The organism is Desulfoplanes sp. (assembly GCF_054921335.1).
Map to the genome: position 1 here is coordinate 1 of NZ_JBUDSQ010000020.1, position 23,181 is coordinate 23,181.

Genomic DNA, 23,181 nt, shown 5'->3' on the forward strand with positions numbered 1-23,181 from the left:
CCCCCCCGGACAGGCTGGATGCCGGACGGGTCCAGAATTTGTTCAGGATGGGAAACTGGTCCCTGAGCCGCTGCATGTCGGTCTTGATTTCGGACCGGTCCTTGCGGGAAAAGGCCCCCAGGGCGAGATTGTCCTGGACGCTCAGATCGCCGAATAATTTACGTCCTTCCGGGCAGAGGACCAGGCCGGCCCGGAGACGTTTCTCCGTGGGCATGCGCGAGACATCCTCGTCCTGGAACCGGATGGTCCCGGATTTTTGTTCGAGCAATCCGACCAGGTTTTTTAAAAGAGTGGTCTTGCCGGCCCCATTGGCCCCGATGACCGCGACGATTTCGCCCGGATGGAGATGGACAGAGACGGTCTTCAGGACATGAATCCGTCCGTAATAAGTTTGCAGACTGCGGACGTTGAGCATTGTAAAATCGGTTTTATGTTTTAGGTTTTAGGAATGCGGCTTTACGTTTTATGTTTTAGGTTTTAAGTTTTAAGTTTGGAATCATTTGCTTTTTTGAATGATTTGATAGGCGGTCAGATGGTGATTTTTCCCTGGGAACGCCGAGCGTCTGCTCGGCATTTCGGGCAATGGACCGGGGTACGTCATCATAGTGTCCATTCGGCAGCATCGGTGCATATTTTTGCGTATCAGTAAACGCAGTGCCGACCAGACGGTCGGCGTTCCCAGGAAAAGACGCATCCACAATGTCTTTCACCTCACGCGCCATCACATCCGCGATTCTATCTCCAAGTCTTTGGTATTTTTACCTAAAACATAAAACTTAAAACCTAAAACCGCCTTTACCAACCCGTGCCCTGAGGCCTTGCCCACGATCCCCTGCGGGCGGAAGATGAGGGTCATGATGAGTAGGAGTCCGTAGATCAGTTCCTGGTAGTCGGCAAAGGCCTGGAGGAATTCCGGGAGCAGGAAGAGGAGGGCCGCACCCACGACCGGGCCGAAGACCGTGCCCATGCCCCCGAGCACGACCATGCACAGGAGCAGGATGGATGTGGACAGGCCAAAGACGCCCGGCTGGATAAAGGTGATGAAATGGGCGTACAGGGAACCGGCCACGGCCGCGAAATAGGCGGAGATGCCGAAGCAGATCACCTTGATGGGCAGGGGGGAGATCCCCATGGTCATGGCGGTCTTTTCCCCTTCCCGAATGGCGGTCAGGTTTCTGCCGAATTGTCCCGCATTCATCCGCCAGGTGACCAGGAGGCAGAGGCCGACCCAGAACCAGACAGGGGGAAGGAATCCGGCCGGGGACAGGCCGAAACTGTCCAGCGCGTACATGCCGTCGGGGCCCCCGGTGAAATCGAGGTTCTTGATCGTCAGTTCGCAGATGATCCCAAATCCCAGGGTGACCACGGCCAGGTACTCGTCCTTGAGTTTGAGGGCCGGGGGGCTCAATAGGAGGGCGAATACCAGGGCGGGGATCCCGGAAATGGGCATGAGCAGGGCAAAGGGAATCCCCGGAAAGGCCTGGGAAACCAGGGCGGAGGTGTACGCCCCGATGCCGAAAAAGGCCCCGTGTCCCAGGGAGACCTGGCCGGAAAGCCCGACAATGATGTTCAGACTCGAGGCGAGAAGAATGTAGATGCCACCGAGGGCCGCGAGATGGAGGATATAATGGAGCATGAAGGGTTCCTTGGCGTGAATGAAGGGAGGCCTTTAGCATGTTTTTCTCCAAACCGTAAGGTGCAAAATCCGGGGTATGTCGGGGACCGATAGAATTTTGGGTTGAAATTTGGCAGGGTATGCACAATGATCGCATACCTTCCGACTGGGCGAGGCGTTTCGACTTTACAAGCCCCGAGAATGGATTACACATACAAGGATCGGATGTTTCCAGGGAACCTCCTGGCAAGATCGACGGATCACAAACAGCAGGAGTCAAAAAATGGCGGAAACCGTTGACGAAATAAGTATCGATTGGACCAATGAAGATGGGGAACAGCAGGTCAAACAGACCGAGAAACATGTTTTGACCAAGGGTGCCTGGTCCACGATCATGTTCGCCTATCAGGAACGCAATCGTCAAACAGGTGAATTCGGGCCGGTCAAATTCCGGATCGGACGGTATCAGAAGCGCAATGGCCGGTATCTTCCCCATTCCAAGTTCAATATTTCCTCGATCAAGCAGGCCAAAGAAATCATGGCCAAGTTACAGGAATGGATGGACGAGGGAGAGGAATAGGAACGGAGGCGGGAGACGGGAGGCGAGAAAAAACACATCCTGCGACACAGACCGGAATATGCGGAACAACCCCAAAAGGCGATCCAAGAGGAACATGATTCATGGCCCGGAACAACGATATGCCGGAAATGGAACCCGAGGACGTGATCGAGGAAGAGCTCGACGAACCCCGACGGTTCAAGGTGCTTATGCACAATGACGACTACACGACCATGGAATTCGTGGTCGAGGTGCTCGAACGCGTCTTCCACAAGAACGAGGCGGAAGCCAATCTGATCATGATGAACATTCACAAGAACGGGGTCGGCCTGTGCGGTATCTACACGGGCGAAATTGCCGAGACAAAGGTCTCCCTGGTGCATTCCATGGCCCATGGCAAGGGATATCCCCTCAAATGCACAATGGAAGAGGTCTAAATGATCAGCAGAGAATTGGAAAAAATCATCGCCCTGGCCATCAGGGAGGTGAAGGTGCGTCACCACGAATTCCTGACCCTGGAGCACCTTTTGTACGCCTTTGTCATTGATCCCGAGGGCAAGGAACTCCTGGACGGGGTCGGTGCTGAAGTGCATCGGCTCAAGAATCTGCTCACCCGGTTTTTTCAGGAGCATGTGGAGGTGCAGCCGAGCACGGACCACGAGATCGTCCAGACCATCGGGGTCCAGCGGGTCATGCAGCGGGCCATGAACCACACAAATTCGGCCGGAAAGGAGACCGTTCGGTCCGGTGATTTTTTGGCGGCCATGCTCGAGGAAAAGGATTCCTTTGCCGTGTACTATCTGACCTCAATGGGGGTCACCCGGATGGGCGTGCTTGAGTTCATTTCCCACAATCCCCAGCTGGAGCAGGAAGACGGAAAGCAAACGTCCGGCAAGAAGAAGTCCATGCTTGCCCAATACTGTGTGGATTTGGTAGAAAAGGCCCGGGAAGGCAAGATCGATCCCCTGGTGGGACGCGAGCGGGAACTGGGGCGCATTGTCCAGATCCTGGCCCGGCGGCGCAAGAACAACCCGATTTTTGTGGGTGATCCCGGCGTGGGCAAGACCGCCATGGCCGAGGGACTGGCCCTGCGCATCGCCGAGGGAGAGGTTCCCGAACCCTTTAAGGACGTACGTATCTTTGCCCTGGACATGGGGGCCCTGCTGGCCGGGACCAAATTCAGAGGGGATTTCGAGGCCCGTCTCAAAGGGGTGATCAAGGAGATTACAAAGATCCCCGAGGCCATTTTATTCATCGATGAAATCCACACGATTGTCGGGGCCGGGGCTACGAGCAGCGGGACCATGGATGCCTCGAACATTCTCAAACCCGTTCTGGGATCGGGTGAACTCCGGTGTATCGGGTCGACGACCTTCGAGGAGTACAAGAACCATTTTGAAAAGGACCGGGCCCTGTCCAGAAGGTTCCAGAAGATCGGTCTGGACGAACCGTCCGTCGAAGAGAGCGTAAAAATACTTGAAGGATTGCGCTCCCATTATGAGGACTTCCACCATGTTCGGTATCGGCCTTCGGCCCTGCGGGCCTCCGTGGAGTTGTCGGCCCGGCATATCAACGACCGGTTTCTGCCGGACAAGGCCATCGATGTCATGGATGAGGCCGGGGCCGTGTTCCGCTTGAGCAAGTCCACCAAGAAGAGCATCACCAAGACGGATGTGGAAAGGGTGGTCGCCCGCATGGCCGGGATTCCCAGCCAGAGTATCACCTCGTCGGAAAAAGACCAGCTTGGCCGTCTCGAAAAACGGATCACCTCCCAGGTCTACGGCCAGGATGGGGCCGTGAAGACCCTGGTCCGGACCATAAAGAGGTCCCGGGCCGGGCTGGGGGATCAGCGCAAGCCGTCCGGGTGTTTTCTCATGGTCGGCCCCACCGGTGTGGGCAAGACCGAGCTGGCCCGCCAGCTTTCAAAGGCCATGGCCGTGGAGTTCGTGCGTTTCGACATGAGTGAGTATATGGAAAAACACGCTGTTGCGCGGCTCATCGGTGCCCCCCCTGGATATGTGGGGTTTGAACAGGGCGGGCTGCTCACGGATGCGGTGCGTAAGAGTCCCTATTGCGTTCTTTTGCTCGACGAGATCGAAAAGGCCCATGAGGACATGTTCAATATTCTTCTGCAGGTCATGGACCACGCCACCTTGACGGATAACAACGGGCGCAAGGCCGATTTCCGGCACGTCATCGTGCTCATGACCTCCAATGTCGGGGCCAGGGAAATGGCTTCCTCGCCCATCGGATTCGGTGCCGTGGAGACGACCGATGTCTCCGAACGCGGCCTCAGGGCGGCGGAAAAGCTGTTCAGCCCGGAATTTAGAAACCGTTTGGACGCCATTGTTCAATTCCATTCCCTGGACCAGGCCGTCATGGAGAAGGTGGTGGACAAGTACATTGCCGAGCTCAATGAACGGTCAGCCCCCCGCAGGGTCCGTATGGAACTGACACCCAAGGCCAGGAAATGGCTGGCGGAGCAAGGATATGATCCGGCCTACGGAGCCAGGCCCCTGTCCCGGTTGATCGAACGGGAGATCGGGGACGTGGTCACCGATGAGATCCTGTTCGGCAAGCTGGTCAAGGGCGGCGTGGTCACCGTTGGATTTTCCAAAAAGTCGGGACTCACGTTCAGTTATTCTTGAGTCACAACCGGCCGAGCTTCTTCCACAAGAGTGGACATGCCTGTCTTCTACCTGTCAAATGACCCCCTGTTTCCTGATCCTGAATTGGCCGAACCCGACGGCCTTCTGGCCGTTGGGGGCGACCTGCAGGTCGACAGGTTGATCATCGCCTATTCCCAGGGGATCTTTCCCTGGTACAGCCCGGGCATGCCCATTCTGTGGTGGTCGCCTGACCCCAGGCCGGTCATCCACCCGGACAGACTCCATGTGCCCAGACGGCTTGAGCGTTTTTTGAAGCGCCACCCCTTCCAGGTCACGGTTGACCGGGATTTTTTCGGGGTCATCCACGGATGTGCGACCATGAACCGGGGTGAGACCGAGGGGACATGGCTTGTTCCGGAAATGATCGAGGCCTATGAAAACATGTTCCGCCAGGGATATGCCCATTCTGTGGAGGTTTGGAAGGACGGGGAACTGGTCGGCGGTTTCTATGGCGTGGCCCTGGGAAGGGTTTTTTTCGGGGAATCCATGTTCCATCGCTGTTCAGAGGCGGCCAAGGTCGGGTTTGTCCTGTTTGTCCGTCATTTGGCCACCCTTGGATTCCGGTTGGTCGATTGCCAGCAGACCACGTCCCATATGCTCCGGTTCGGGGCCCGGGAGATTCCGCGCCGGGAATTTCTCGTGGGGATCAAGGAGGGCATCCAGGGATGCAGTCTACGGGCTGATTTGACGGGTTTTCATGGAAGGGAGGCAGGGAATGGACGTCTGGAACATGGGCGCCGCACCGATGCGGGTAGACCGGCCCCCCCTCTATTCCGGACCTGATCCGGGATCCCCGTTTTTTTTCTGCGGCATGACCGCCGGGGCAGAGAGGGGGGCAAGGGTCGGGAAAAATAGCACGTTCCAATAACGGTGGGCCGGAGAATGGGAGGGCAAGAGAATACTGTCACGACCTGATCATGTCCAGAAACTCCTGTTCCGGAATGACCTTGGTGCCCAGCTTTTCTGCCTGGGCTCTTTTTTTGGCCCCCACTTTTTCTCCACAGACAAGGTAGGCGGTTGCTCCGGAGACCGTAGTCTGGACCTTGGCTCCTTTGGCGCGGGCCATGTTCTGCATGTCCTGTCTGGTTCCGTGGACCATCTTGCCGGTGAACACGATGCCCTTGCCCGTGATGGGGGAATCCAGGGCGGCCATCTCTTCCTTGAGCGGGGTTCGTTCTAGGCTGAATCCCAAGGCCAGCATGTGCTCCATGGTTGGGCGTATCCGTTCTATCCCCCGAGAGATGGATCGGCTGGTGATCCCGCCGAAACCGTTGATGGCCAGAATGGCCCCGGCCGTGATCGTGGTGACCGTTTCGATGGGGTGGTGCTGCAAGAGCTTGCGGCTGTCCCCTTTGCCGAGATCCGGGATGCCGAAGGCCGCCAAAAAACGCCAGTCCTCGACCGGTTTGGTCCGGCTGATGGTCAGGGCCTGGAAAAGGTTTCTGGATTGGATGGGGCCAAATCCCATGTCGACAAAATCCTGCTCGGTCAGGGCATAGACCCGTTCCAGGGTGTCAATCCCGTTGGCCACGAGTTTTTCCACGGTCTTGGTTCCGTACCAGTCGGCGTTGCCCAGGATCTTGAACCAATGCTCGATGGTCTGGCGGATTTGCGCGGGACACCGCCTGTTGGGGCAGATCAGAAAATCGTTGTCCTCTTCGAGGGGGGTGGAGCAGACCGGGCAGGTTTGTGGGATCTCTATGCCGTGCGCTTCCGTTATCACGGCCTCGAGTTTGGGAATGACCTCGCCGCTTCTGATGACCTCTACGACCGATCCCTTGCCGATGCCCCGTTTCTTGAGGAACCCGGCGTTGTGGGCCGTGACCCGTCGGATGGTCGCCCCGGACAGGGGGACCGGATCGACGAGCATGACCGGAGTGACCTTGCCGGTCCTGCCTACCTGCCAGAGGATATCCCTGACCCGTGTCTCCGCAGTCTCTCCCTTGTCCTTGACGGCGATCTGCCAGCGGTAATGGTGGCTGGTCGATCCCATGGCATCCTTGATTTCCTGGTCCACCACTTCGACCACCAAACCGTCCATGGGGTAGTCCACTTTTGTTCGAAGGTCCTGTTTGATCCGTTCGATCTCTTTGACGAGTTCGTCCCCCGGTCCCTGCCAGTCGGGAAGGGTCGCATAGGGAACGAACCGGACCGCCTTGTCCTCCAGGGCCTGCTGGGCCAGTGTGTTCACCGTGTCCGAAGAAACGATTCCCACGACCAGGTTTCTGGGGTGTTCGAATTTGTCTGCCAGGTGTTCCTGGAAATAGGACTGGGCAATGACCATTTCCCCGAGTCCCATGCCCCGTTGCCCCTCGAGCACGACCCCTTTGCCAAGGGCCGAGGTGATGTCGAATCCGCTCATGCCGTTTCCCCGTGATGCCAGAATGCGGCCGTCGTCGCGTGCGGCGAGACCATCAAGTTTTGGGGTGGCCTTGAAGGTAACGGTGTAGACTCCCCGTGCTCTGGCCTCTTTGCGGACTCTGTCCACGAATCGTGCTACATCTTCCACCGTGTACGCCTTGTCCGTGGAAAGCATGGGCACGGGATGCCGTACCTCCCGTTTGCCGCTGAATATCTCGGGTTCTACCTTGTGCAGGAATGGATTGTCCGGATCAAGCCTGCGCAGGGATTCGACCAGGCTGTCGTATTCTTCGTCGCTGACAAGGGGAGAACCGGCTCGGTAGGCCCCGTTGTATTTTTCGAGGCGTTTGACCAGGATGTCGATGGAGGAGGTATCGGGCATGGGGGGGAGGCGGTTTTAGGTTTTACGTTTTATGTTTTAGGTAAGGAGTTGGGATGGTTAATGTTTAAGGGTTACGTGGATGCTGGGTTTGGTGGGGGAGAGCCCGGGATTCTGGAGTGGATTTTAAGGGATAGATTGATGTTTGCCAAGGTTCATTTTGGGATCATTTTTAAAGGGTGGGGGAGTTTGTCATCCCCTCTTCTCTTCTGTATATACCGATTGTTCCGATCTAAAATCGTATTTATTGCATATATCATCAGGGTGCTGATCCGCAGGTGCCGGATCATGGCCCGCAATCATACAAGGGGTAATATCACTATGAGCAGAGTACCAGTCATTATCATGGGAGCCAACGGTCGCATGGGAGCCACCCTGGCCAACATGGCGGAAAACGATTCCGGGTTGCAATTGGCCGGGCTCGTGGAGCGGACGGAACGTCAGAAGGGGCTGGAACGGTTCGGGTGTCCGGTGGTGGACGATGTCCGGAAGGTCATGGACGTTCCGGGTGCTGTGGTCGTTGATTTCACGGCCCCTTCGGTCACCCTTGATACGGCTGCCAAGGCCGCCGAACACTCGGTTCCCATGGTCATCGGAACGACCGGATTGGACCGGGAAGAACAGGAACAGCTCGGAAATCTGGCCGAAAAAACCCCGATTTTCTGGGCCCCGAACATGAGCGTTGGGGTAAACGCCCTGCTCCGTTGTCTGCCCGATCTCGTACGTATCTTGGGTGGGGACTATGACCTCGAGGTTATGGAAATCCATCATAAGCACAAAAAGGACGCCCCCAGCGGGACCGCGCTCAAACTGGCCGAATGTCTGGCCGGAGCACGGGAGAGGGAGTTGGAGGAGATAGGCAATTTTTCGAGACACGGGATTATCGGTGAGCGGCCCCAGGGCGAGATCGGGGTGCAGACCCTGCGCGGCGGGGACGTCGTCGGGGACCATACGGTCTATTGTCTGGGGCCGGGGGAAAGGATCGAGGTGACCCACCGGGCCCATTCCCGGGAGACCTTTGCCAGCGGGGCCCTGCGGGCTGCCAAGTGGATCGGGGCGCAGAAACCCGGTGTGGTGTATGCTATGGCGGATATGCTCGGATAGGTTATAGTGCGCGGAGGCGCTGAGCAAGAAAAGGCCCGGGCCACGTCCGCTATGGAAAAAAAAACGGTTGGAGGGCCGGGTGGACGTTTGACGCTACTCGGTCTCCAGCCGTTTTTTGATCCAGGAGAGGGCCGCCCCCAGATCTTTGGCCACGGCGTGGGGGGCGCCGGCGGATCGGTCCGGGAGTTCGATGGCCTCTTCAACGGATTCGGGAATACCCAAGGTCTTTGCCTCGTCGCGGCCATGTCCTGTCAGGACCAGAATGGTGTATAGGGAGGCGTTCAGGCCGAAGGCGATATCAGCACGTTTGTCACCTATCATCACGCAATGGTTCGGCTCGAGATGGTAGCGGGACCGGAGTTCTTCCCACAGGCCGGTACCGGGTTTACGGCATCGGCATGACTCTTCGGGCGCATGGGGGCAGAAGGCTTCCCCGGCGAGGGTGATCCCCTGGTTGCGCAGCAAGGTCCGCAAACGTACCTGCACGGCGTGGTAGTCGGCCAGGGAAAAATAGCCCCGGCCGATACCGCTCTGGTTGGTGACCAAAAAAAAACGGACGTTGTGGGCACCAAGCCTGCGCATGGGTTCGGCAACGCCGGGAATGAGCGCAACCTTTTCGGGGTCGGACAGATAATGGCATTCCTGTATCAGGGTGCCGTCACGGTCCAAAAGAACCGTTGGTACGGGCCTGGCCATGGTTGTCTTGGAGGGGGGGGAGGCTGTGATGGGATGCATGTGGTAAAAAGCCGTTCCGATCGTGGGAGGTGGTGGATGGAAAGAAGGGCCCCGGGTGGTTCCTTTTAGGAAGGGCGTCAACTGTCCACGGTCATTCCGTCTTTGTTGACGGTGGGTTGGGCGGCGATTTTTTCCGAGATCTTTTTCCATTGGCTTGAACGGATCTTTTCCAGGAGTTCACGGGCATGGTGTAGCTCCGGGTTGATTTCCAATGAGCGGATCAGATGCTGGATCGCCTTGTCCTTGCTGCTGGAAAAAAGATGTGCCTTGGCGATGTTGAAATGGAGGTTCTCATCGTCCGGGGTGATGGAGAGGGCTTGTCCATAGGCATGCAGTGCACCGAAATAATCCCCTTTGCGCCGCAGTTTCACCCCCAGGGAATTGTAGGGATTGACCGCATCGGGATCGGCCTTGAGGATTTCAACGAAGAGTTCCTTGGTTTTTTCCAGCCGGTCTTGGGACGCATAGATGTCCGCGGCCTTGGTGAGATATTTCTGGAAGTTCGTGCCATCGCCCTTGCCCTTGTACGCATCGGCTATTCCCTTGCAGGCTTCAGCGAACATTTCGTTTATCTTCAACGCCTTGTTGAATGAGATGATCGCCTTGCCGTATTTCTCCTCGGCAAGGTAATCCATGCCCATGTTGAAATATTTTTGGGACTCGTTTTCGTCGCTGACGATTTCATCGAATTCTTCTATCGCCTCGTCGAACATGCCGCGTTCCACAAGAAGTTTTGCGCTGTTGAGGACTTCGTTCTCGATCTCGTCATAGGAAGAACTTTCTATGGCGACTTGTAAGTGTTTGTAAACGGTACCCATGGCGTATGGTCGAAGAACATAGCCCCCGCATCCGGCAGAGATGGCATCCAAAACCTGTTCGCGGCGGTTTTCCTGGGTGACCATGACAATGGGAATGAGCCGGTTGGTCGAGACCTGCCGTAATTTTTTTGCGCATTGGACACCTCCAAGATCGGAGAGGTCGTCCACCAGGGCCAGGTCCGCATCGTTCTCCTTGAAAAAGGGTTCCGCCGTCTCCCAGGATGAAAATACCCTGATATCTCCTACCTGCAACTCTACCAGGGTCAGGCGATCGGTGGAAACATGATCGCTGTTGTTGGACAAGATAACAACCGTTGCGGATTTAAATTTGAACTGCATATATTCTACCTTAGAGATCTCCATTGGTTTTGTGGTTGACGCTGAACAACTAACGGATGCGTCATGTGTCCGGAATGATATCGATTACCCAAAGGGCCGTGGTTCAGCCCAGGTCATTCTGTGAGGGGTCGATTTCTGTAGTCACAAAATCCATGAATACTTGATGGTTGATGAATAGATCGAGAATGTCAGGGTCCAGGTGGCCGTCGGATTTCATGAATCCCATGATTGTTAAGGCCTTGGAAATGGGCATGGGGTCCTTGTAGGGACGATCCGCCGCCGTGAGGGCCTCAAAGATATCGGCGATGGCCAGGATGCGGCTCTGCAGGGAGATGTCCTTTTCGGTCAGTCCCTGGGTATAGCCGCTTCCGTCAAGCTTTTCGTGATGCTGGGCCGCATATGTGGCCACATTGGCCAGATTTTTTGGAAAGGGCAACTGGGAGAGCATGTCCCAGGTTGCCCGGGCATGGTCTTCAATGGTTTTGCGTTCGCCCTGAGTGAGATTTCCTTTCTGGATACTCAGATTGTCCATCTCGTCTTCGGTCAGATAGGGACAATCCTGCCCTTGCCAAGTGTAGGTCTTGTTGCCTATGGCCTTGATCTTCTCGATCTGTTCGTCGGGCATGAATTCCATGGATCGGTTGCACGACAGTATGAGTTCAAGCTCCGTTTGTAGCTCCTTGAGCCCTGCCTCGAGTTCGGCGTCCAGGTTTTGCAACGTCTGCTTGTCTGCGCCCCGGGCCATGGCATCCATCTTGGCATGGGCGTTTTCAAGCCGCATGGAGCCTTCAATGACATCAAACCGTGTCGTCACGAGTTCGGCCCGATCAAAAACCGTCTCCAGTTTGGCGTGTTTGTCGATGATGTGCTGGGGAGTGACAATCTTGCCCACATCATGCAGCCAGGATGCCAGGCTGAGTTCTTTCATCTGGCTTTCGTCGAAATGGACGGTGTCGAACGGTGGAGCGTCACACCTGTTGATGGCCCCGGCGATGTCCATGGTCAGCTGGACTACCCGGCGGATGTGATTGCCCGTGTATTTGGACTTGGCATCAATGGCCGAGGCAATGGTTTTGATAAAGGCCTGTAACAGGTCTTCGAGACTCTGGATGAGCCGGGCGTTGTTCAGGGCCACTGCGGCCTGTGAGGCCAGGGACGCGACCATGTCCGTGTGTTCCCGGGTGAATTTGCAGACCTCGCCGGTTTCCGGATCGGTGGCGTTGATCAGTTGGACCACGCCGAGGATGTCGCCATGGTGGTCCTGCATGGGAATGACCAGCATGGACTTGGACCGATAGCCGGTGACGCTGTCATACTTTCTCGGGCCGCTGAAATCGAAATCTTCGGCCTCATACACATCTGCTATGTTGATGTTTTCGCCCGATAGGGCCGTGTAGGACGAGACATTGGCGTGGTTGGGCGTACCGTCGGGAAGAAACAGGGGCACCGGTGTCAGCTTGATGTCATCTCTGTGCCGGGCATGGATGTCATGGCTATCGTTGTGCATGATGCTGAAAACCAGGGTCTGTGTTCCATTGTCCACCAGGTACAATGTCCCGGCGTCCGCCCTGGTCGTTGCCTTGGCTTCATCCAGGATCAGATTCAGCAAGGTGTCGATGTCCTTTTCTGCGGAAAGGGCTATACCTATGGTTGTCAGTCTTTTAATGATCGAGTTGCTCATGGCACGATATCCGCGGCTCAAGGGGTGGGCTCTGATATGTTTTACAGACATATGTCAATTACAGGTGACTGACAACCGGAAAATCCCTGTGGGCTCGGGTCTGGAAAACAACGCCCGCGGGAGCCGGAAGTACGGGTGCCCCCTTTTATATCCCCATGTACGCAACTTGAACGAGGCCGTATGAGCAGTTCTTCCAAAGAGATGCCTTTCCAGCTCGTCAGTACCTTTTCCCCCCGTGGTGACCAACCGTATGCCATCGAAGAGCTGGCCGCCAACGTTGATAGGGGGGTAAAGGACCAGGTCCTTTTGGGCGTGACCGGATCTGGCAAGACCTTCACCATGGCCCAGACCATTGCCCGGACAAATCGTCCCACCCTGGTCATGGCCCCGAACAAGACCCTGGCCGCCCAGTTGTACACCGAGTTTTCCGCCCTCTTTCCCCACAATGCTGTCGAATATTTTGTCAGCTATTACGACTACTACCAGCCCGAGGCCTATCTTCCCCATTCGGACGTGTATATCGAAAAGGATTCGTCCATAAACGAGGATATCGACAAACTCCGTCACGCGGCCACCCATGCCTTGCTCACCCGGCGGGATGTGGTCATTGTGGCCTCGGTCTCCTGTATTTATGGCCTCGGTTCTCCGGAGTACTACGCCAAGATGCTCATTCCCGTAGAGCAGGGAGATCCGGTGAGCATGGAATCGATCATCGAGCGACTGGTCGACGTACAATACGAGCGCAATGATTTAGATTTCCACCGAGGAACATTCCGTATCCGGGGAGATGTCCTGGAGATCATTCCGGCCTACGAGCACGAGCAGGCATTGCGCATCGAATTCTTCGGTGATGAGATCGACGGTATTTTTGCGACCGATCCCCTGACCGGTGAGATCAAGGAACGGCTGGCAAAAACGGTTATCTATCCGGCCAGTCACTATGTCTCGGACAGGGAGAATCTGAACCGGGCCATGGATGATATCCGCGAGGAGCTCAGGTCGCGACTGGTTTTTTTCAAGCAAGAAAACCGGCTCGTGGAGGCACAGCGGGTGGAACAAAAGACCCAGCTCGATCTGGAGATGATCGAGGAACTCGGGTATTGTAACGGGATCGAAAACTATTCTTTGCATCTGGACAACCGTCGTCCAGGCGAGCCCCCGGCAACGCTGCTCGACTATTTTCCGGAAGATTTTCTGCTCGTTGTGGACGAATCCCATATCACCGTCCCCCAGATAGGTGCAATGTTCAATGGGGACCGTTCCAGAAAACAGACCCTGGTCGATTTCGGCTTCCGTCTTCCCTGTGCCCTGGATAACCGCCCGTTGTGCTTCGAGGAATTCTTGGACAGGATCAACCAAACCGTCTATGTTTCGGCCACGCCGGGGCCGTGGGAGTTGGAAAGGGCGCAGGGATTGGTCGTGGAACAGGTCATCCGGCCCACCGGGTTGCTCGATCCGGTTCTCGAGGTCAGACAGACAACGGGGCAGATGGATGACCTCATGGGAGAATGTTTCGCCCGTATCGAGCGGGACGAACGGGTTCTGGTAACGACCCTGACCAAGCGCATGGCAGAGGATCTGACCGAGTTCCTCCAAACGCGGGGGATCGAAGCCCGGTATATGCATTCGGATATCGACACCCTGGAACGGGTGGCCATTCTCCAGGCTTTGCAACAGGGGGAATTTTCGGTTTTGGTGGGGATCAATCTGTTACGTGAGGGATTGGACCTTCCAGAGGTCTCCCTGGTGGCCATTCTGGATGCGGACAAGGAAGGTTTTCTGCGTTCCAACCGGTCCCTCATCCAGACCTTTGGGCGGGCCGCACGCAATGCCGGCGGACGGGTGATCATGTATGCCGACCGTGTCACCGATTCCATGCGTACGGCCATGGATGAATGCAACCGGCGGCGGGAGAAACAAGATGTCTTCAACAAGGAGCGGGGGATCGTCCCCAAAACCATCCGCAAGGGACCGGTCCGGAATATTCTGTATGAACTCCGTAGTGGAGCAGATGGACCCAAGGAAATGTCCCTGGCCGAGACCGCTGCGGCCTATCATGGTAAGCCCAAGGAAAAGGCCAAGGAGATCAAAAGGTTGGAACGGCTCATGCGTCAGGCAGCCAAAGAGTTGGAGTTTGAGGTGGCGGCCCGGCTCAGGGACAGGATCGCGGCCTTGAAAAAAGAATGATGCGTGGTCCCTTGTAGAATATATTTCCCGGGAGACACAGTTCCGGACAATCAGCCAGAGTACCCGATGCGCAAGAAATCATTCGCAGCACGATACTACCAGCTCAAACTCCGTTATGGGAGTTTTCTCCCCTTTGTCATGGGGTGTTTTTCTTTTTTTCTGGTATTCCTGTATGGTCTTTTCATTTATATGTATATTGAAGGGTGGGGATTCCTGGACAGTTTCTACCAGGTGGTCATCACCCTTTCCACGGTTGGATTCACCGAAACCCATGAGCTTTCGGAAACCGGCCGGCTTTTGACATCCACCCTGATCCTTCTGGGCGTCGGTACCTTTGCCTATCTGGTCGGGGCGTTCACCCAGTTTTTGGTCGAGGGAAAAATTCAGGATATGTGGGGGAGACGCAAGGTGCAACAGATCATCAATAAACTGCGGGACCATTTCATTGTCTGCGGGTATGGGCGGATCGGCAACGTGGTCGTTCGGGAAATCGTGGGTGACGGGTTGCCGGTCGTGGTTATCGAGAACGATCCCGTCCATGTGGAGGAACTCAAGAGCAAGCAGATTCTGGTTATCGAAGGGGATGCCACGGAGGACGAGCTCTTGCTTTCAGCCGGCCTCGATCGGGCCAAGGGGCTCATTGCCTGTCTGAACCAGGTCTCGGAGAACGTCTATGTGACCCTGACCGCGCGCCAGACCAACCCGGATATCTATATCGTTGCCAGGGCGGATAAGGAAGGTTCCGTGCAGAAGTTGATGATGGCCGGAGCGGACAAGGCCCTGACCCCGCACATGATCGGTGGAATGCGCATGGCCCAGATGGTTCTTCGGCCGACGGTTACCGACTTCCTGGAACTCGCCCACCAGGGAGAGGAACTCCAGATGGAAGAAATCGTGGTCCAAAAGGGATCGACCCTGGTGGGCAAGGATCTGATCGCCTCGGAAATCCGTCCGCGTTTCAATCTGATCATCATTGCCATCCGCAAGACCACGGGAAAGATGATCTTCAATCCCGGTCCCCAGGAAGTGCTGGAACAGGGGGATGTGCTCGTGGGTATCGGCAAGCACGAGAATTTCGAGATGCTGGAACGGGAAACGGGGGGATAGGTTGTAGGTGGTTAGGTGATTTATCCTGGGGGGAGGTCCGAGGCTTGAGGAAATGACGGGTTCGACGAACATTTTTGCCCGGTGGGAGGAACATGACCACGACAAACGTATTGCGTGACGCTGTCAACGGACTGCAATCGTTGCTGTTCCGGTTTCGGATATTGATGTCCCTCAAATGGTGGGGAGAGACCGTTGTCCAGGGGTTTCTCCACGACAATTGTTTGCTCCGGGCCTCTGCCCTGACCTATGTCACTGCGTTGGCCATCGTTCCTTTTTTTGCCGTGGCCTTTTCCGTGTCCAAGGGGCTTGGGTTCCAGAATTCCGTGTATATTCGAGAACTCTTGCTCCGGGTGTTTGCCCAGAACAACGAGCTTGTCGATCAGGTCATCGGGTATATCAACAACACCAACGTGGGCACCCTGGGGGTCATCGGGGTGGCCTCCATCGTTGTCACGGTCTTTCTGCTGTTCAACAACATCGAGAAATCCTTCAATGTCATCTGGGGGGTCAAGGCCGGCCGGACTCCGGTACGTAAGTTTACCGACTACCTGGCCCTGATCCTCATCTGTCCCTTTTTGGTCATCACCTCCCTGAGTACCACGGCCTATCTCCAGAAGTCCCATATTCTCGATCAGATCATGGGCGCTTCCATGCTCGGCGGATTCCGGGCCGTTGTCATCGGGTTCGTGCTGCCGCTCCTGCCCGTGGTTCTCGGACTCTTCGTCATCTACACGGTCATCCCCAACGTCAAGGTCAAGATCGGTAGCGGTCTGATGGGGGCCCTGGTTGCGAGCGTTCTTCTCCAGTCCACGCAGATGTATTTTATCGGCAAATCCATGGGGGGATCCCAGTACAACGCCATCTACGGGAGTTTCGCCCAGGTTCCGTTGGCCTTTCTGCTCATGTACTGGAGCTGGGTGGTTGTGCTCATCGGTGCCGAGGTCAGCTATGCCATGCAGAATTTCAAGAAAGGGGACAAGGGGGGCGGCAAGGCCGGAATGGGAGAGGACATGACTCCGCATGTCCGTATCCAGGCGGCCCTCGAACTTTTGACCCTGATGACCCGTGCGGCCAGACAGGGGAGCCCCCCCCCGGCAAGCCATGAACTGGCCCAGGAGATCCATCTTCCGCTCAAGGATACCAACAAGGTCCTGGAAGAGTTGGTGGATCTCGGGTATGTTGTCCAGATCTTCAGGGAGGAAGGGGATGGGTACGGGTTGTACCGACTGCCCCAGACCCTGACACTCATGGAGATCATCGGATCCCTGATGACCTGCGATCCATGTCCCGGATCAAGGGGCCAAAAGGAAGTGGAAAAAAATGTGGAGAGGGTTTTGGATACCTTTTATCAGGCCGCTGTCGAGAGCGTGGAGAACGTAACGCTGGAGATGTTCGAGAAGAACAGGGACGGATACAAGGCCGGGGCCTGAGGCCGGTGGAGCGACACGGCAAGATCCCCTGTCTCCAGGGAGGCGGCAGGAGAAGGGGAGGCAGGAGTCAAGGAGGCCGGGATACAGAGAGGGGACTCGACAGGGGCGGGGTTGGATTACCCCCGCCATCCGGGATCATGCCAGGGATGACAAGAATGGTTGGGAGGTGGCAGCCTTGTTCATGGCCCGACACACAAATGGTGGCAACCCATGCTCGGTCTGGCTCGTTATTTTTTTGAGGAAGAACGCTATGCCTTGTTCTTGTCTCGCTTGATCTCGTCCCAGAGTACATCCATCTCCTGAAGACCCATTGCAGAGATGTCCAATCCCCGTTCCAGGGCCAGGTTTTCGAGCTGGTCGAACCGGTCCAGAAATTTTTTGTTTGCTTTGCTCAAACAGGTGTTGGCCTTGAGGCCGTGTCTACGGCCATATTCCGTGAGCCCAAAGAGATAATCCCCGAATTCCTCTTCCATCTGTTCGGTATTTCCGGCTTTTTTGGCTCCGATCCATTCATTCCACTCTTCCCGGAGCTTTGTCTCCTGGTCCTCGTCCCTGTCCCAGGTGAATCCGACCCGGGCCGCCTTGGAGTTGATGCGGTATGCCCGCAGCATTGGCGGGAGGGATCTGGGCAGCGAGGAAAAGACCTTTTGGGACCCGTCCTTTTTTTCCGCCTTTTCCTGCTTTTTGATCTGTTCCCACGTGGCGTAGAGTTCCGGAGTGGTCGTGATATCCTGGTCCCCGAACACATGGGGATGCCTCCGGATCATCTTGGCGGCGTTTTCTTCCCAGACCCTGTCCAAAGGAAAGGATCCGGTTCGGGCGTACCACTGGCCTATGAACAGAAGAAGAAAGAAAACATCGCCGAGTTCTTCCCGTATTTCGTCGGTATCGTTGTCCCTGATGGCCTCAACGAGTTCGAAACATTCCTCTACCAGATAATCGCACAAGGTCTCCGGGGTCTGTTTCCGGTCCCAGGGACACCCGTCCGGAGCGACCAGACGCTCGATGACGTCGAGAACCGGCTGGATATTTTTGTTACTGTTGTTCACGCATTTGTTCCTGTTTTTCTTTCAGTTTTTCCATCCAGTCGGCGTGCCAGAGTCCCTTGAGCGAGGAGCTTTTGGACCGGAACTCGCTACGCATGTCGTCGGGAAGAAAGCCGGCTACGGATTCGTTGACCATGCCGATATATGGAGCAACCTTGGATTCGGTGAGCAGGGAAGCCTTGGAGGACAGGAATGTGGTCAGCACAATGAGGATAACGCTGCACAGCAGGAGTCCCTTGGCGAATCCGAGCCCTCCTCCGCCAAGACGGTCGAGCCACCCGAGCATGATCATCTTGAGAAATTGTTTGAGCATAGTGGAAACAACGAACACGGCGATCATGGTCCCGAAAAAAATGGCCAGATAGGCAACCGCCCGAGCGTATCCCGGCGTCTCAATAAATTTTTGCACCATGGGCAAGAGCTGGTCGTGGTATGTGTTGGCCAGAAAAAATCCCAAAACCAGACCAAGGATCGAGGCGATCTCTCGGACCATGCCCCGGAATATACCCCGGAGAAGCAGGGTTCCCAGAATGATGACAAAGATGATGTCCAATATGTTCATGCGTTCTCCCTAGACACGGTGGCCGCATTTGACACGGGCGGATTGTTGTCCGTGGTGAGTATCTGTGGGTGGGAATCGTTAGTACGATGTTTTCCAAATGTACAGTGACTTGATCGTGGTTTTATCACAAGGTCGGCTGCAAGACATGGCCGTGCTTGTGATGACCGGACCACGGATCTTGACAGTCTGCGGATCACGCTTTAGTGGCTGACTTCATTTTTAGTAACAAAATCATTTCATGAAAATCCGTTCATGAATCAAGGAGAAAACAATGGCCCTTGAAATCCGCTTGGTGAAACTGATCAATGGCGACATGGTCATCGGCAAATGGGACGTGGAAAACAATAAGATCCAGGACCCCGCGACATTGCAGACCATTCCCACCCAACAGGGTGATGTCCAGATGATGCTACTTCCTTTTGGCTACCCTTTCGACAATGAAATCGGGGGGGAGATTTCCATGAACCATGTCATGTACGAGTACCGGACCGTGCCAGAGGAGCTGAAGACCAAATACATGGAGGCTTCGAGCAATCTGACCCTCTCCACGCCGGGAGATTTGAAAAACCTGGAAAATCTCGGACACGGTGGCGGCAACGTCTCCAATCTCGGTGATCTTTTCAAGAAATAATCTCCTATATCCGGGGAGAGCATGACCTGCCAAGGCACAAAGGAACGAGCATCTCCTTTGTGCCTTTTGTCTTCTTTCCGGGGTGTTTTCGACCCCGTCACTTATTACCACCGATACCATGAAAGAACTCCTTCCCCTGTTTCCCCGCCCAAGCCATTATTTGGGTAACGAAATAAATTCTGTCCACAAGGAACCGGCCGCAATGGCGGTTCGACTGGCCCTCGCCTTTCCTGATCTCTATGATGTGGGGATGTCCTATCTGGGCCAGAAGATCCTGTATGGACTCGCAAACAAACCAAGCGATGTGTGGGCTGAACGGGTTTTTGCGCCTCCCAAAGAGGTGGCGGACCTGCTCAAAAAACACGATACCCCATTGGCCTCACTGGAATCCGACACCCCGCTAGGAGATTTGGATGCCATTGCCTTTAGTGTCACCCACGAGCTCTGCTATACGAATATTTTGTATATGCTCGATCTTGCCGGCATTCCCCTCCGGGCCGAGCAGCGGGACGGGAGACATCCGCTGGTCATCGCCGGTGGTGGATGTACCCTGAATGCCGAACCCATTGCCCCGTTTTGTGATCTCATGGTCCTCGGGGATGGGGAGGAGGTCTTGATGGACATCATCGGAGCCCTCCGGACCGGACGCCAAAGAAACGTTTCCCGCGGCAGTCTTCTGCAGAAGATGGCCGCGATACCCGGCGTGTATGTCCCTTCCTTGTTTGTCGATACCGGTTCGGGCTCGGTCCCGCATCCTGATTCTTCCGGGGTTCCCGTGCCTGAAAAGCGCAGTGTCGCAGACATCAATACCATCGATTTTCCCACCAGACAGATTCTTCCGTACGGTAAACCGGTGCATGACCGGCTGACCGTGGAAATCGCCAGAGGGTGCACGCGCGGGTGCCGGTTTTGTCATGCGGGCATGGTCTACCGCCCGGCCCGTGAACGGTCACTTGTGGAGCTCAAGCGGATTATTGATCAGGGACTGGCCCAGACGGGGTATGAGGAGATTTCTTTTCTTTCTTTGAGTACCGGAGATTTTTCCGCTTTTCAGGGGCTGTTCATGCAGACCTATGCCCAGTGCCGCGACCAGCAGGTTTCTATTTCCCTGCCTTCCCTGCGGGCCGGATCGGTCAATGGATCCCTGCTTTCACGCATGGCCGAGATCCGGCATACCGGAATGACCGTTGCCCCGGAGGCGGGAACCCAGCGGTTGCGGGACGTGATCAACAAGGGGATCACCGAAGAGGAGATTCTGGGGCATTGTCGCATGGTTTTCTCCCATGGATGGCAGGGTATCAAGCTCTATTTCATGATCGGTCTGCCAACGGAGACCCAGGAGGATCTGGATGGAATTCTGGATCTTTGTTTGAAAGTCCGGGAGGCCGCTGGAAAAAAAGCGAAACAGGTCCGGATTACTGCGGCCATTTCTCCCTTTGTGCCCAAACCGTTCACTCCTTTCCAGTGGGAGCCACAGATCACCATGCGGGAAATCGAGGAGCGGATCGATTATTTGAAGAAAATTTTTACGCGCTACCGATTTTTACATCTCAAGTGGCACCACTCGCACATGAGCTTTTTGGAGGGGGTTTTTTCCAGGGGGGATCGAAAACTGGCCCGCGTGGTTGAATCTGCTTTCCGCAAGGGGGCGATTTTTTCCAGCTGGTCGGACCATCTGGACCTGCCTGTTTGGCTCGAGGCCATGCAGGAGTGTGGATGTGATGCTGATGCCTATCTCCGAGAACGGGATCCGGAAACCTTGCTGCCCTGGGACCATCTCAATAGTGGGGTGAGCAAGAGGTTCCTGCGTACCGAGCGGGCAAGGGCCCTTGGCCGGAAACTGACACCGGACTGCCGGTACAACCCGTGCCGCAATTGCGGTGTGTGCGGTTTCGACGGCCACCCGTCCATTCTCACCCCGTCCGAAGAAACCCCGTTACAGCCGGTACTGAACAATGTCGACCGGGACCAACAAGAAGAATCCTGCCCGGATGTCCCTCCCATCGATCAGGACCGTTTGACCAGCAAGGTTTGCCACTACCGTTTGTGGTACCGTAAACTGGGGCTGTCCATATATTTGAGCCAACTTGAACTGCAGAGGATTTTTGAGCGGAGTTTGCGCAGGGCCGGTTTACCCGCAACCTTTTCGGCCGGTTTCCATCCCATGCCCCTGATGTCGTTCGGTATGGCCCTACCTGTGGGGGTCGGGAGTCAGGCCGAATGGGTGAACATATATTTTCGGGAGGAATTGACCGAGGAGGATATCCTGGACCGTATGGCCGGACAGCTTCCCGAGGGGATGCGGGTGCTCGCCGCCCAGCGTTTGGGTATGGGCAAAAAGCAGAGCCAGACCGTTGCCGAAGAGTACACCATCTGTTTCACGGGTCCGTCCGGAGCGGTCCGTGAGCATCTGACAGCCTGGGAAAGATTTATTGCCGGCGATTCTTTTTCCATCGAAAAGAGGAATAAGCGGGGAAAAACGGTCCAAATCGATCTGAGACCATGTGTCAAATCCAGTGTTTTCCTGGACAAGGATACCCTGAAGGTGGTTTTTGACTGGCAAGAGAGGTATGCCAATCCGTTGAATCTGCTGAACGCGGTCTGTACCGGTCTTGATCCCCTGGGTTTTTCGATGGTCAAGGAACGTCAGATCATGTAACGACGTTTCCCCGCCATTTTTGTGGACCAACCGGTCAGCAATTCCCGGTAAAAATAGTCACAAGCGCAATCATTCCGGATAGATTCAAGGGGCGATTCGCGAATCCCCCGTTTTTCCGAGCCCCGGGAGGCGAGAAAAACAATGGGTTGGGCATGGGGCTTGCCGGACCGGAATATCCTGCCAACCGGTTACTCTTTTTCTTTCAGCCACTTGAGTATTTCGTCATCCTCTTCCCCCACGGAGGCATGGGGCGCTGAACTCTTGTGTTCGGAGCGATGGACGTGGGCGGTTTTTTTGCGGGTGACGAGCAGAATGATGACGATGACCAGCATTACCCCGACGATGGACAGGAGTCCGTAGGTGACCACCTGGGTGATGGATTGGTGGATATTTTTGAGTTCTGTTTGGGATCGTTTTTGGAGTCCGGAGAGTGTGGCGTTGATGTTCTCGAGAGAGGAATAATGCCCAAGGGTTTTTTCTCTCTGTGAGGACAGGAGATCCTTGATTTCCTGCGAGAGTTTTTTCTGTGTGGCCAGGCTGTTTTCAAGCAGGGTGATCTTTTTTTGCATCTTCAGGATAGTTTGATCCTTGTTTTCCATTTTTTTCTGGATCCCGAGGATTTGTTTCTGGACATCACTGGAGTTTTTCTTGAGAAGTTCTGCGCTTTGTTTGTCCAGGGCGGTAATGGACTGCAACAATTCCTGATTCCGTTTTTTCTGGATTGTCTGCAGGGCCGCGTACCCTTGGGCCTGCTCCTTTTGCAGTTTTTTTATTCGGGATATTTCCTCGCCGAGCGTTTCTCCCATTTCCAGGGTGTTGGAGTTTGTCGTATTCACTGCGTCAAGGGCCTTGAGGATATCCTCTCCGTGGGTCGCGGATGTGGTACGCAGCTTTTGTATGGCCTGGTCGATTTCCGTCAGCTTCTCTCGGATCGATCCGACGGTTGCCTGCAGTCCGTATATCTTGTTTTGCATGGTCATCATCCCGGTTTCGCGTGTGTCTTCGACCGAGGATGTCTTGTTTTGACCGGATGCCACCAAGGGAAAACAGGTCAGGACCAGAATCAAGAATAACATGTTGTTGCGCATATTGGTTTCCACGTGTGGGCTGGAAGGGAACGGATTGTATCGGGACAGGTGATCGGAGACCCTTACCGGCAACTCCGCTTTTTGTCCAAGATATTTAAGGGGCTTGATAGGGGCCGACACGTGGAAAGGGTTCCCATTAACAAAGGTCTTCCAGAATAATCTGGAAGACCTTTGTTTTGTCCGTCGTGCAGGGACGTCGTGCGTTCAAGGG

At 55.5% G+C, this 23,181-nt stretch carries 20 protein-coding genes; 10 read left to right on the forward strand and 10 right to left on the reverse strand.

Translation table 11 applies throughout. From position 1 onward, the window contains the following. The 3 genes from ACY692_RS06270 to ACY692_RS06280 all read right to left on the reverse strand — a co-directional run. A partial coding sequence (locus ACY692_RS06270; RefSeq protein WP_462324493.1) for an ABC transporter ATP-binding protein occupies window positions 1–415 on the reverse strand: 415 nt, incomplete at its 3' end. Between the two features lie 55 nt (window positions 416–470). Beyond that, entirely contained in the window at window positions 471–725 is a 255-nt protein-coding gene (locus ACY692_RS06275; RefSeq protein ID WP_462324494.1) for a hypothetical protein, read from the reverse strand. Further along, window positions 722–1,636, reverse strand: coding sequence for a branched-chain amino acid ABC transporter permease (locus tag ACY692_RS06280; RefSeq protein WP_462324495.1), 915 nt, complete (start codon window positions 1,634–1,636; stop codon window positions 722–724). The genes ACY692_RS06275 and ACY692_RS06280 overlap by 4 nt, the downstream gene beginning before the upstream one ends. A 262-nt stretch (window positions 1,637–1,898) precedes the next feature. On the opposite strand from ACY692_RS06280, the gene ACY692_RS06285 reads away from it, so the two are divergent. The 4 genes from ACY692_RS06285 to aat all read left to right on the forward strand — a co-directional run bounded on the left by ACY692_RS06285 (window position 1,899) and on the right by aat (window position 5,626). Beyond that, window positions 1,899–2,195: a hypothetical protein gene (locus ACY692_RS06285; RefSeq protein WP_462324496.1), complete on the forward strand. Its 297-nt coding sequence runs from the start codon at window positions 1,899–1,901 to the stop codon at window positions 2,193–2,195. Window positions 2,196–2,296: 101 nt separating this feature from the next. Beyond that, window positions 2,297–2,611 (forward strand): ATP-dependent Clp protease adaptor ClpS, encoded by a 315-nt coding sequence (locus ACY692_RS06290; protein WP_462324497.1) that lies wholly within the window; start codon window positions 2,297–2,299, stop codon window positions 2,609–2,611. Beyond that, window positions 2,612–4,822, forward strand: coding sequence for an ATP-dependent Clp protease ATP-binding subunit ClpA (gene clpA / locus ACY692_RS06295; RefSeq protein ID WP_462324498.1), 2,211 nt, complete (start codon window positions 2,612–2,614; stop codon window positions 4,820–4,822). 36 nt (window positions 4,823–4,858) lie between these two features. Then, window positions 4,859–5,626: a leucyl/phenylalanyl-tRNA--protein transferase gene (gene aat, locus ACY692_RS06300; protein WP_462324499.1), complete on the forward strand. Its 768-nt coding sequence runs from the start codon at window positions 4,859–4,861 to the stop codon at window positions 5,624–5,626. Between the two features lie 121 nt (window positions 5,627–5,747). On the opposite strand, the gene ACY692_RS06305 is transcribed toward aat, so the two are convergent. Beyond that, window positions 5,748–7,586 carry a BRCT domain-containing protein gene (locus tag ACY692_RS06305; RefSeq protein WP_462324500.1) on the reverse strand — a complete coding sequence of 613 codons (1,839 nt, stop codon included), beginning with the start codon at window positions 7,584–7,586 and terminating at the stop codon, window positions 5,748–5,750. A gap of 318 nt (window positions 7,587–7,904) precedes the next feature. Between ACY692_RS06305 and dapB the strand changes: the two genes are divergently transcribed. After that, entirely contained in the window at window positions 7,905–8,687 is a 783-nt protein-coding gene (dapB, locus tag ACY692_RS06310) for a 4-hydroxy-tetrahydrodipicolinate reductase (protein ID WP_462324501.1), read from the forward strand. A 93-nt stretch (window positions 8,688–8,780) separates the two neighbouring features. Here the strand turns inward: dapB and ACY692_RS06315 are convergent, their stop codons facing one another. From ACY692_RS06315 to ACY692_RS06325, 3 genes are all read right to left on the reverse strand, one after another. Then, window positions 8,781–9,422 (reverse strand): D-glycero-alpha-D-manno-heptose-1,7-bisphosphate 7-phosphatase, encoded by a 642-nt coding sequence (locus tag ACY692_RS06315; protein WP_462324502.1) that lies wholly within the window; start codon window positions 9,420–9,422, stop codon window positions 8,781–8,783. A gap of 77 nt (window positions 9,423–9,499) precedes the next feature. Beyond that, complete coding sequence (locus ACY692_RS06320; RefSeq protein ID WP_462324503.1) at window positions 9,500–10,579, reverse strand: tetratricopeptide repeat protein; 1,080 nt, start codon at window positions 10,577–10,579, stop codon at window positions 9,500–9,502. Window positions 10,580–10,682: 103 nt separating this feature from the next. Beyond that, complete coding sequence (locus ACY692_RS06325; RefSeq protein ID WP_462324504.1) at window positions 10,683–12,260, reverse strand: HD-GYP domain-containing protein; 1,578 nt, start codon at window positions 12,258–12,260, stop codon at window positions 10,683–10,685. Between the two features lie 180 nt (window positions 12,261–12,440). Between ACY692_RS06325 and uvrB the strand changes: the two genes are divergently transcribed. From uvrB to ACY692_RS06340, 3 genes are all read left to right on the forward strand, one after another. Beyond that, window positions 12,441–14,447, forward strand: a complete 2,007-nt coding sequence (gene uvrB, locus ACY692_RS06330) for an excinuclease ABC subunit UvrB (RefSeq protein ID WP_462324505.1) — start codon at window positions 12,441–12,443, stop codon at window positions 14,445–14,447. A gap of 66 nt (window positions 14,448–14,513) precedes the next feature. Continuing rightward, window positions 14,514–15,554, forward strand: a complete 1,041-nt coding sequence (locus tag ACY692_RS06335) for a potassium channel family protein (RefSeq protein ID WP_462324506.1) — start codon at window positions 14,514–14,516, stop codon at window positions 15,552–15,554. Window positions 15,555–15,646: 92 nt separating this feature from the next. Beyond that, window positions 15,647–16,984: a YhjD/YihY/BrkB family envelope integrity protein gene (locus ACY692_RS06340; protein WP_462324507.1), complete on the forward strand. Its 1,338-nt coding sequence runs from the start codon at window positions 15,647–15,649 to the stop codon at window positions 16,982–16,984. Window positions 16,985–17,232: 248 nt separating this feature from the next. Here ACY692_RS06340 and mazG read toward each other — a convergent pair whose 3' ends face one another. Together mazG and ACY692_RS06350 are read right to left on the reverse strand one after the other, a co-directional pair. Beyond that, window positions 17,233–18,033: a nucleoside triphosphate pyrophosphohydrolase gene (gene mazG / locus ACY692_RS06345; RefSeq protein WP_462324508.1), complete on the reverse strand. Its 801-nt coding sequence runs from the start codon at window positions 18,031–18,033 to the stop codon at window positions 17,233–17,235. Then, the gene (locus ACY692_RS06350) at window positions 18,020–18,592 is read right to left on the reverse strand and encodes a CvpA family protein (RefSeq protein ID WP_462324509.1); all 573 of its coding nucleotides are present in this window, start codon (window positions 18,590–18,592) and stop codon (window positions 18,020–18,022) included. The genes mazG and ACY692_RS06350 overlap by 14 nt, the downstream gene beginning before the upstream one ends. Before the next feature lie 271 nt (window positions 18,593–18,863). Here ACY692_RS06350 and ACY692_RS06355 point away from each other — a divergent pair, with 271 nt between their 5' ends. Beyond that, window positions 18,864–19,223 carry a hypothetical protein gene (locus tag ACY692_RS06355; RefSeq protein ID WP_462324510.1) on the forward strand — a complete coding sequence of 120 codons (360 nt, stop codon included), beginning with the start codon at window positions 18,864–18,866 and terminating at the stop codon, window positions 19,221–19,223. A gap of 118 nt (window positions 19,224–19,341) precedes the next feature. Then, window positions 19,342–21,882, forward strand: coding sequence for a TIGR03960 family B12-binding radical SAM protein (locus tag ACY692_RS06360; protein WP_462324511.1), 2,541 nt, complete (start codon window positions 19,342–19,344; stop codon window positions 21,880–21,882). Between the two features lie 188 nt (window positions 21,883–22,070). On the opposite strand, the gene ACY692_RS06365 is transcribed toward ACY692_RS06360, so the two are convergent. Then, on the reverse strand, window positions 22,071–22,970 hold the full coding sequence (locus ACY692_RS06365; protein WP_462324512.1) for a hypothetical protein: 900 nt from the start codon (window positions 22,968–22,970) through the stop codon (window positions 22,071–22,073). Window positions 22,971–23,181 lie beyond the last annotated feature (211 nt).

Bases quoted from the DNA above. Each gene is read 5' to 3' on its own strand.
- ACY692_RS06355 (WP_462324510.1), top strand. From the start codon at position 18,864: ATGGCCCTTGAAATCCGCTTGGTGAAACTGATCAATGGCGACATGGTC.
- clpA (WP_462324498.1), top strand. From the start codon at position 2,612: ATGATCAGCAGAGAATTGGAAAAAATCATCGCCCTGGCCATCAGGGAG.
- ACY692_RS06360 (WP_462324511.1), top strand. From the start codon at position 19,342: ATGAAAGAACTCCTTCCCCTGTTTCCCCGCCCAAGCCATTATTTGGGT.
- ACY692_RS06290 (WP_462324497.1), top strand. From the start codon at position 2,297: ATGGCCCGGAACAACGATATGCCGGAAATGGAACCCGAGGACGTGATC.
- ACY692_RS06305 (WP_462324500.1), bottom strand. From the start codon at position 7,586: ATGCCCGATACCTCCTCCATCGACATCCTGGTCAAACGCCTCGAAAAA.
- ACY692_RS06280 (WP_462324495.1), bottom strand. From the start codon at position 1,636: ATGCTCCATTATATCCTCCATCTCGCGGCCCTCGGTGGCATCTACATT.
- uvrB (WP_462324505.1), top strand. From the start codon at position 12,441: ATGAGCAGTTCTTCCAAAGAGATGCCTTTCCAGCTCGTCAGTACCTTT.
- dapB (WP_462324501.1), top strand. From the start codon at position 7,905: ATGAGCAGAGTACCAGTCATTATCATGGGAGCCAACGGTCGCATGGGA.
- ACY692_RS06320 (WP_462324503.1), bottom strand. From the start codon at position 10,579: ATGCAGTTCAAATTTAAATCCGCAACGGTTGTTATCTTGTCCAACAAC.
- ACY692_RS06335 (WP_462324506.1), top strand. From the start codon at position 14,514: ATGCGCAAGAAATCATTCGCAGCACGATACTACCAGCTCAAACTCCGT.
- aat (WP_462324499.1), top strand. From the start codon at position 4,859: ATGCCTGTCTTCTACCTGTCAAATGACCCCCTGTTTCCTGATCCTGAA.
- ACY692_RS06325 (WP_462324504.1), bottom strand. From the start codon at position 12,260: ATGAGCAACTCGATCATTAAAAGACTGACAACCATAGGTATAGCCCTT.
- ACY692_RS06350 (WP_462324509.1), bottom strand. From the start codon at position 18,592: ATGAACATATTGGACATCATCTTTGTCATCATTCTGGGAACCCTGCTT.
- ACY692_RS06285 (WP_462324496.1), top strand. From the start codon at position 1,899: ATGGCGGAAACCGTTGACGAAATAAGTATCGATTGGACCAATGAAGAT.
- ACY692_RS06365 (WP_462324512.1), bottom strand. From the start codon at position 22,970: ATGCGCAACAACATGTTATTCTTGATTCTGGTCCTGACCTGTTTTCCC.
- ACY692_RS06315 (WP_462324502.1), bottom strand. From the start codon at position 9,422: ATGCATCCCATCACAGCCTCCCCCCCCTCCAAGACAACCATGGCCAGG.
- ACY692_RS06340 (WP_462324507.1), top strand. From the start codon at position 15,647: ATGACCACGACAAACGTATTGCGTGACGCTGTCAACGGACTGCAATCG.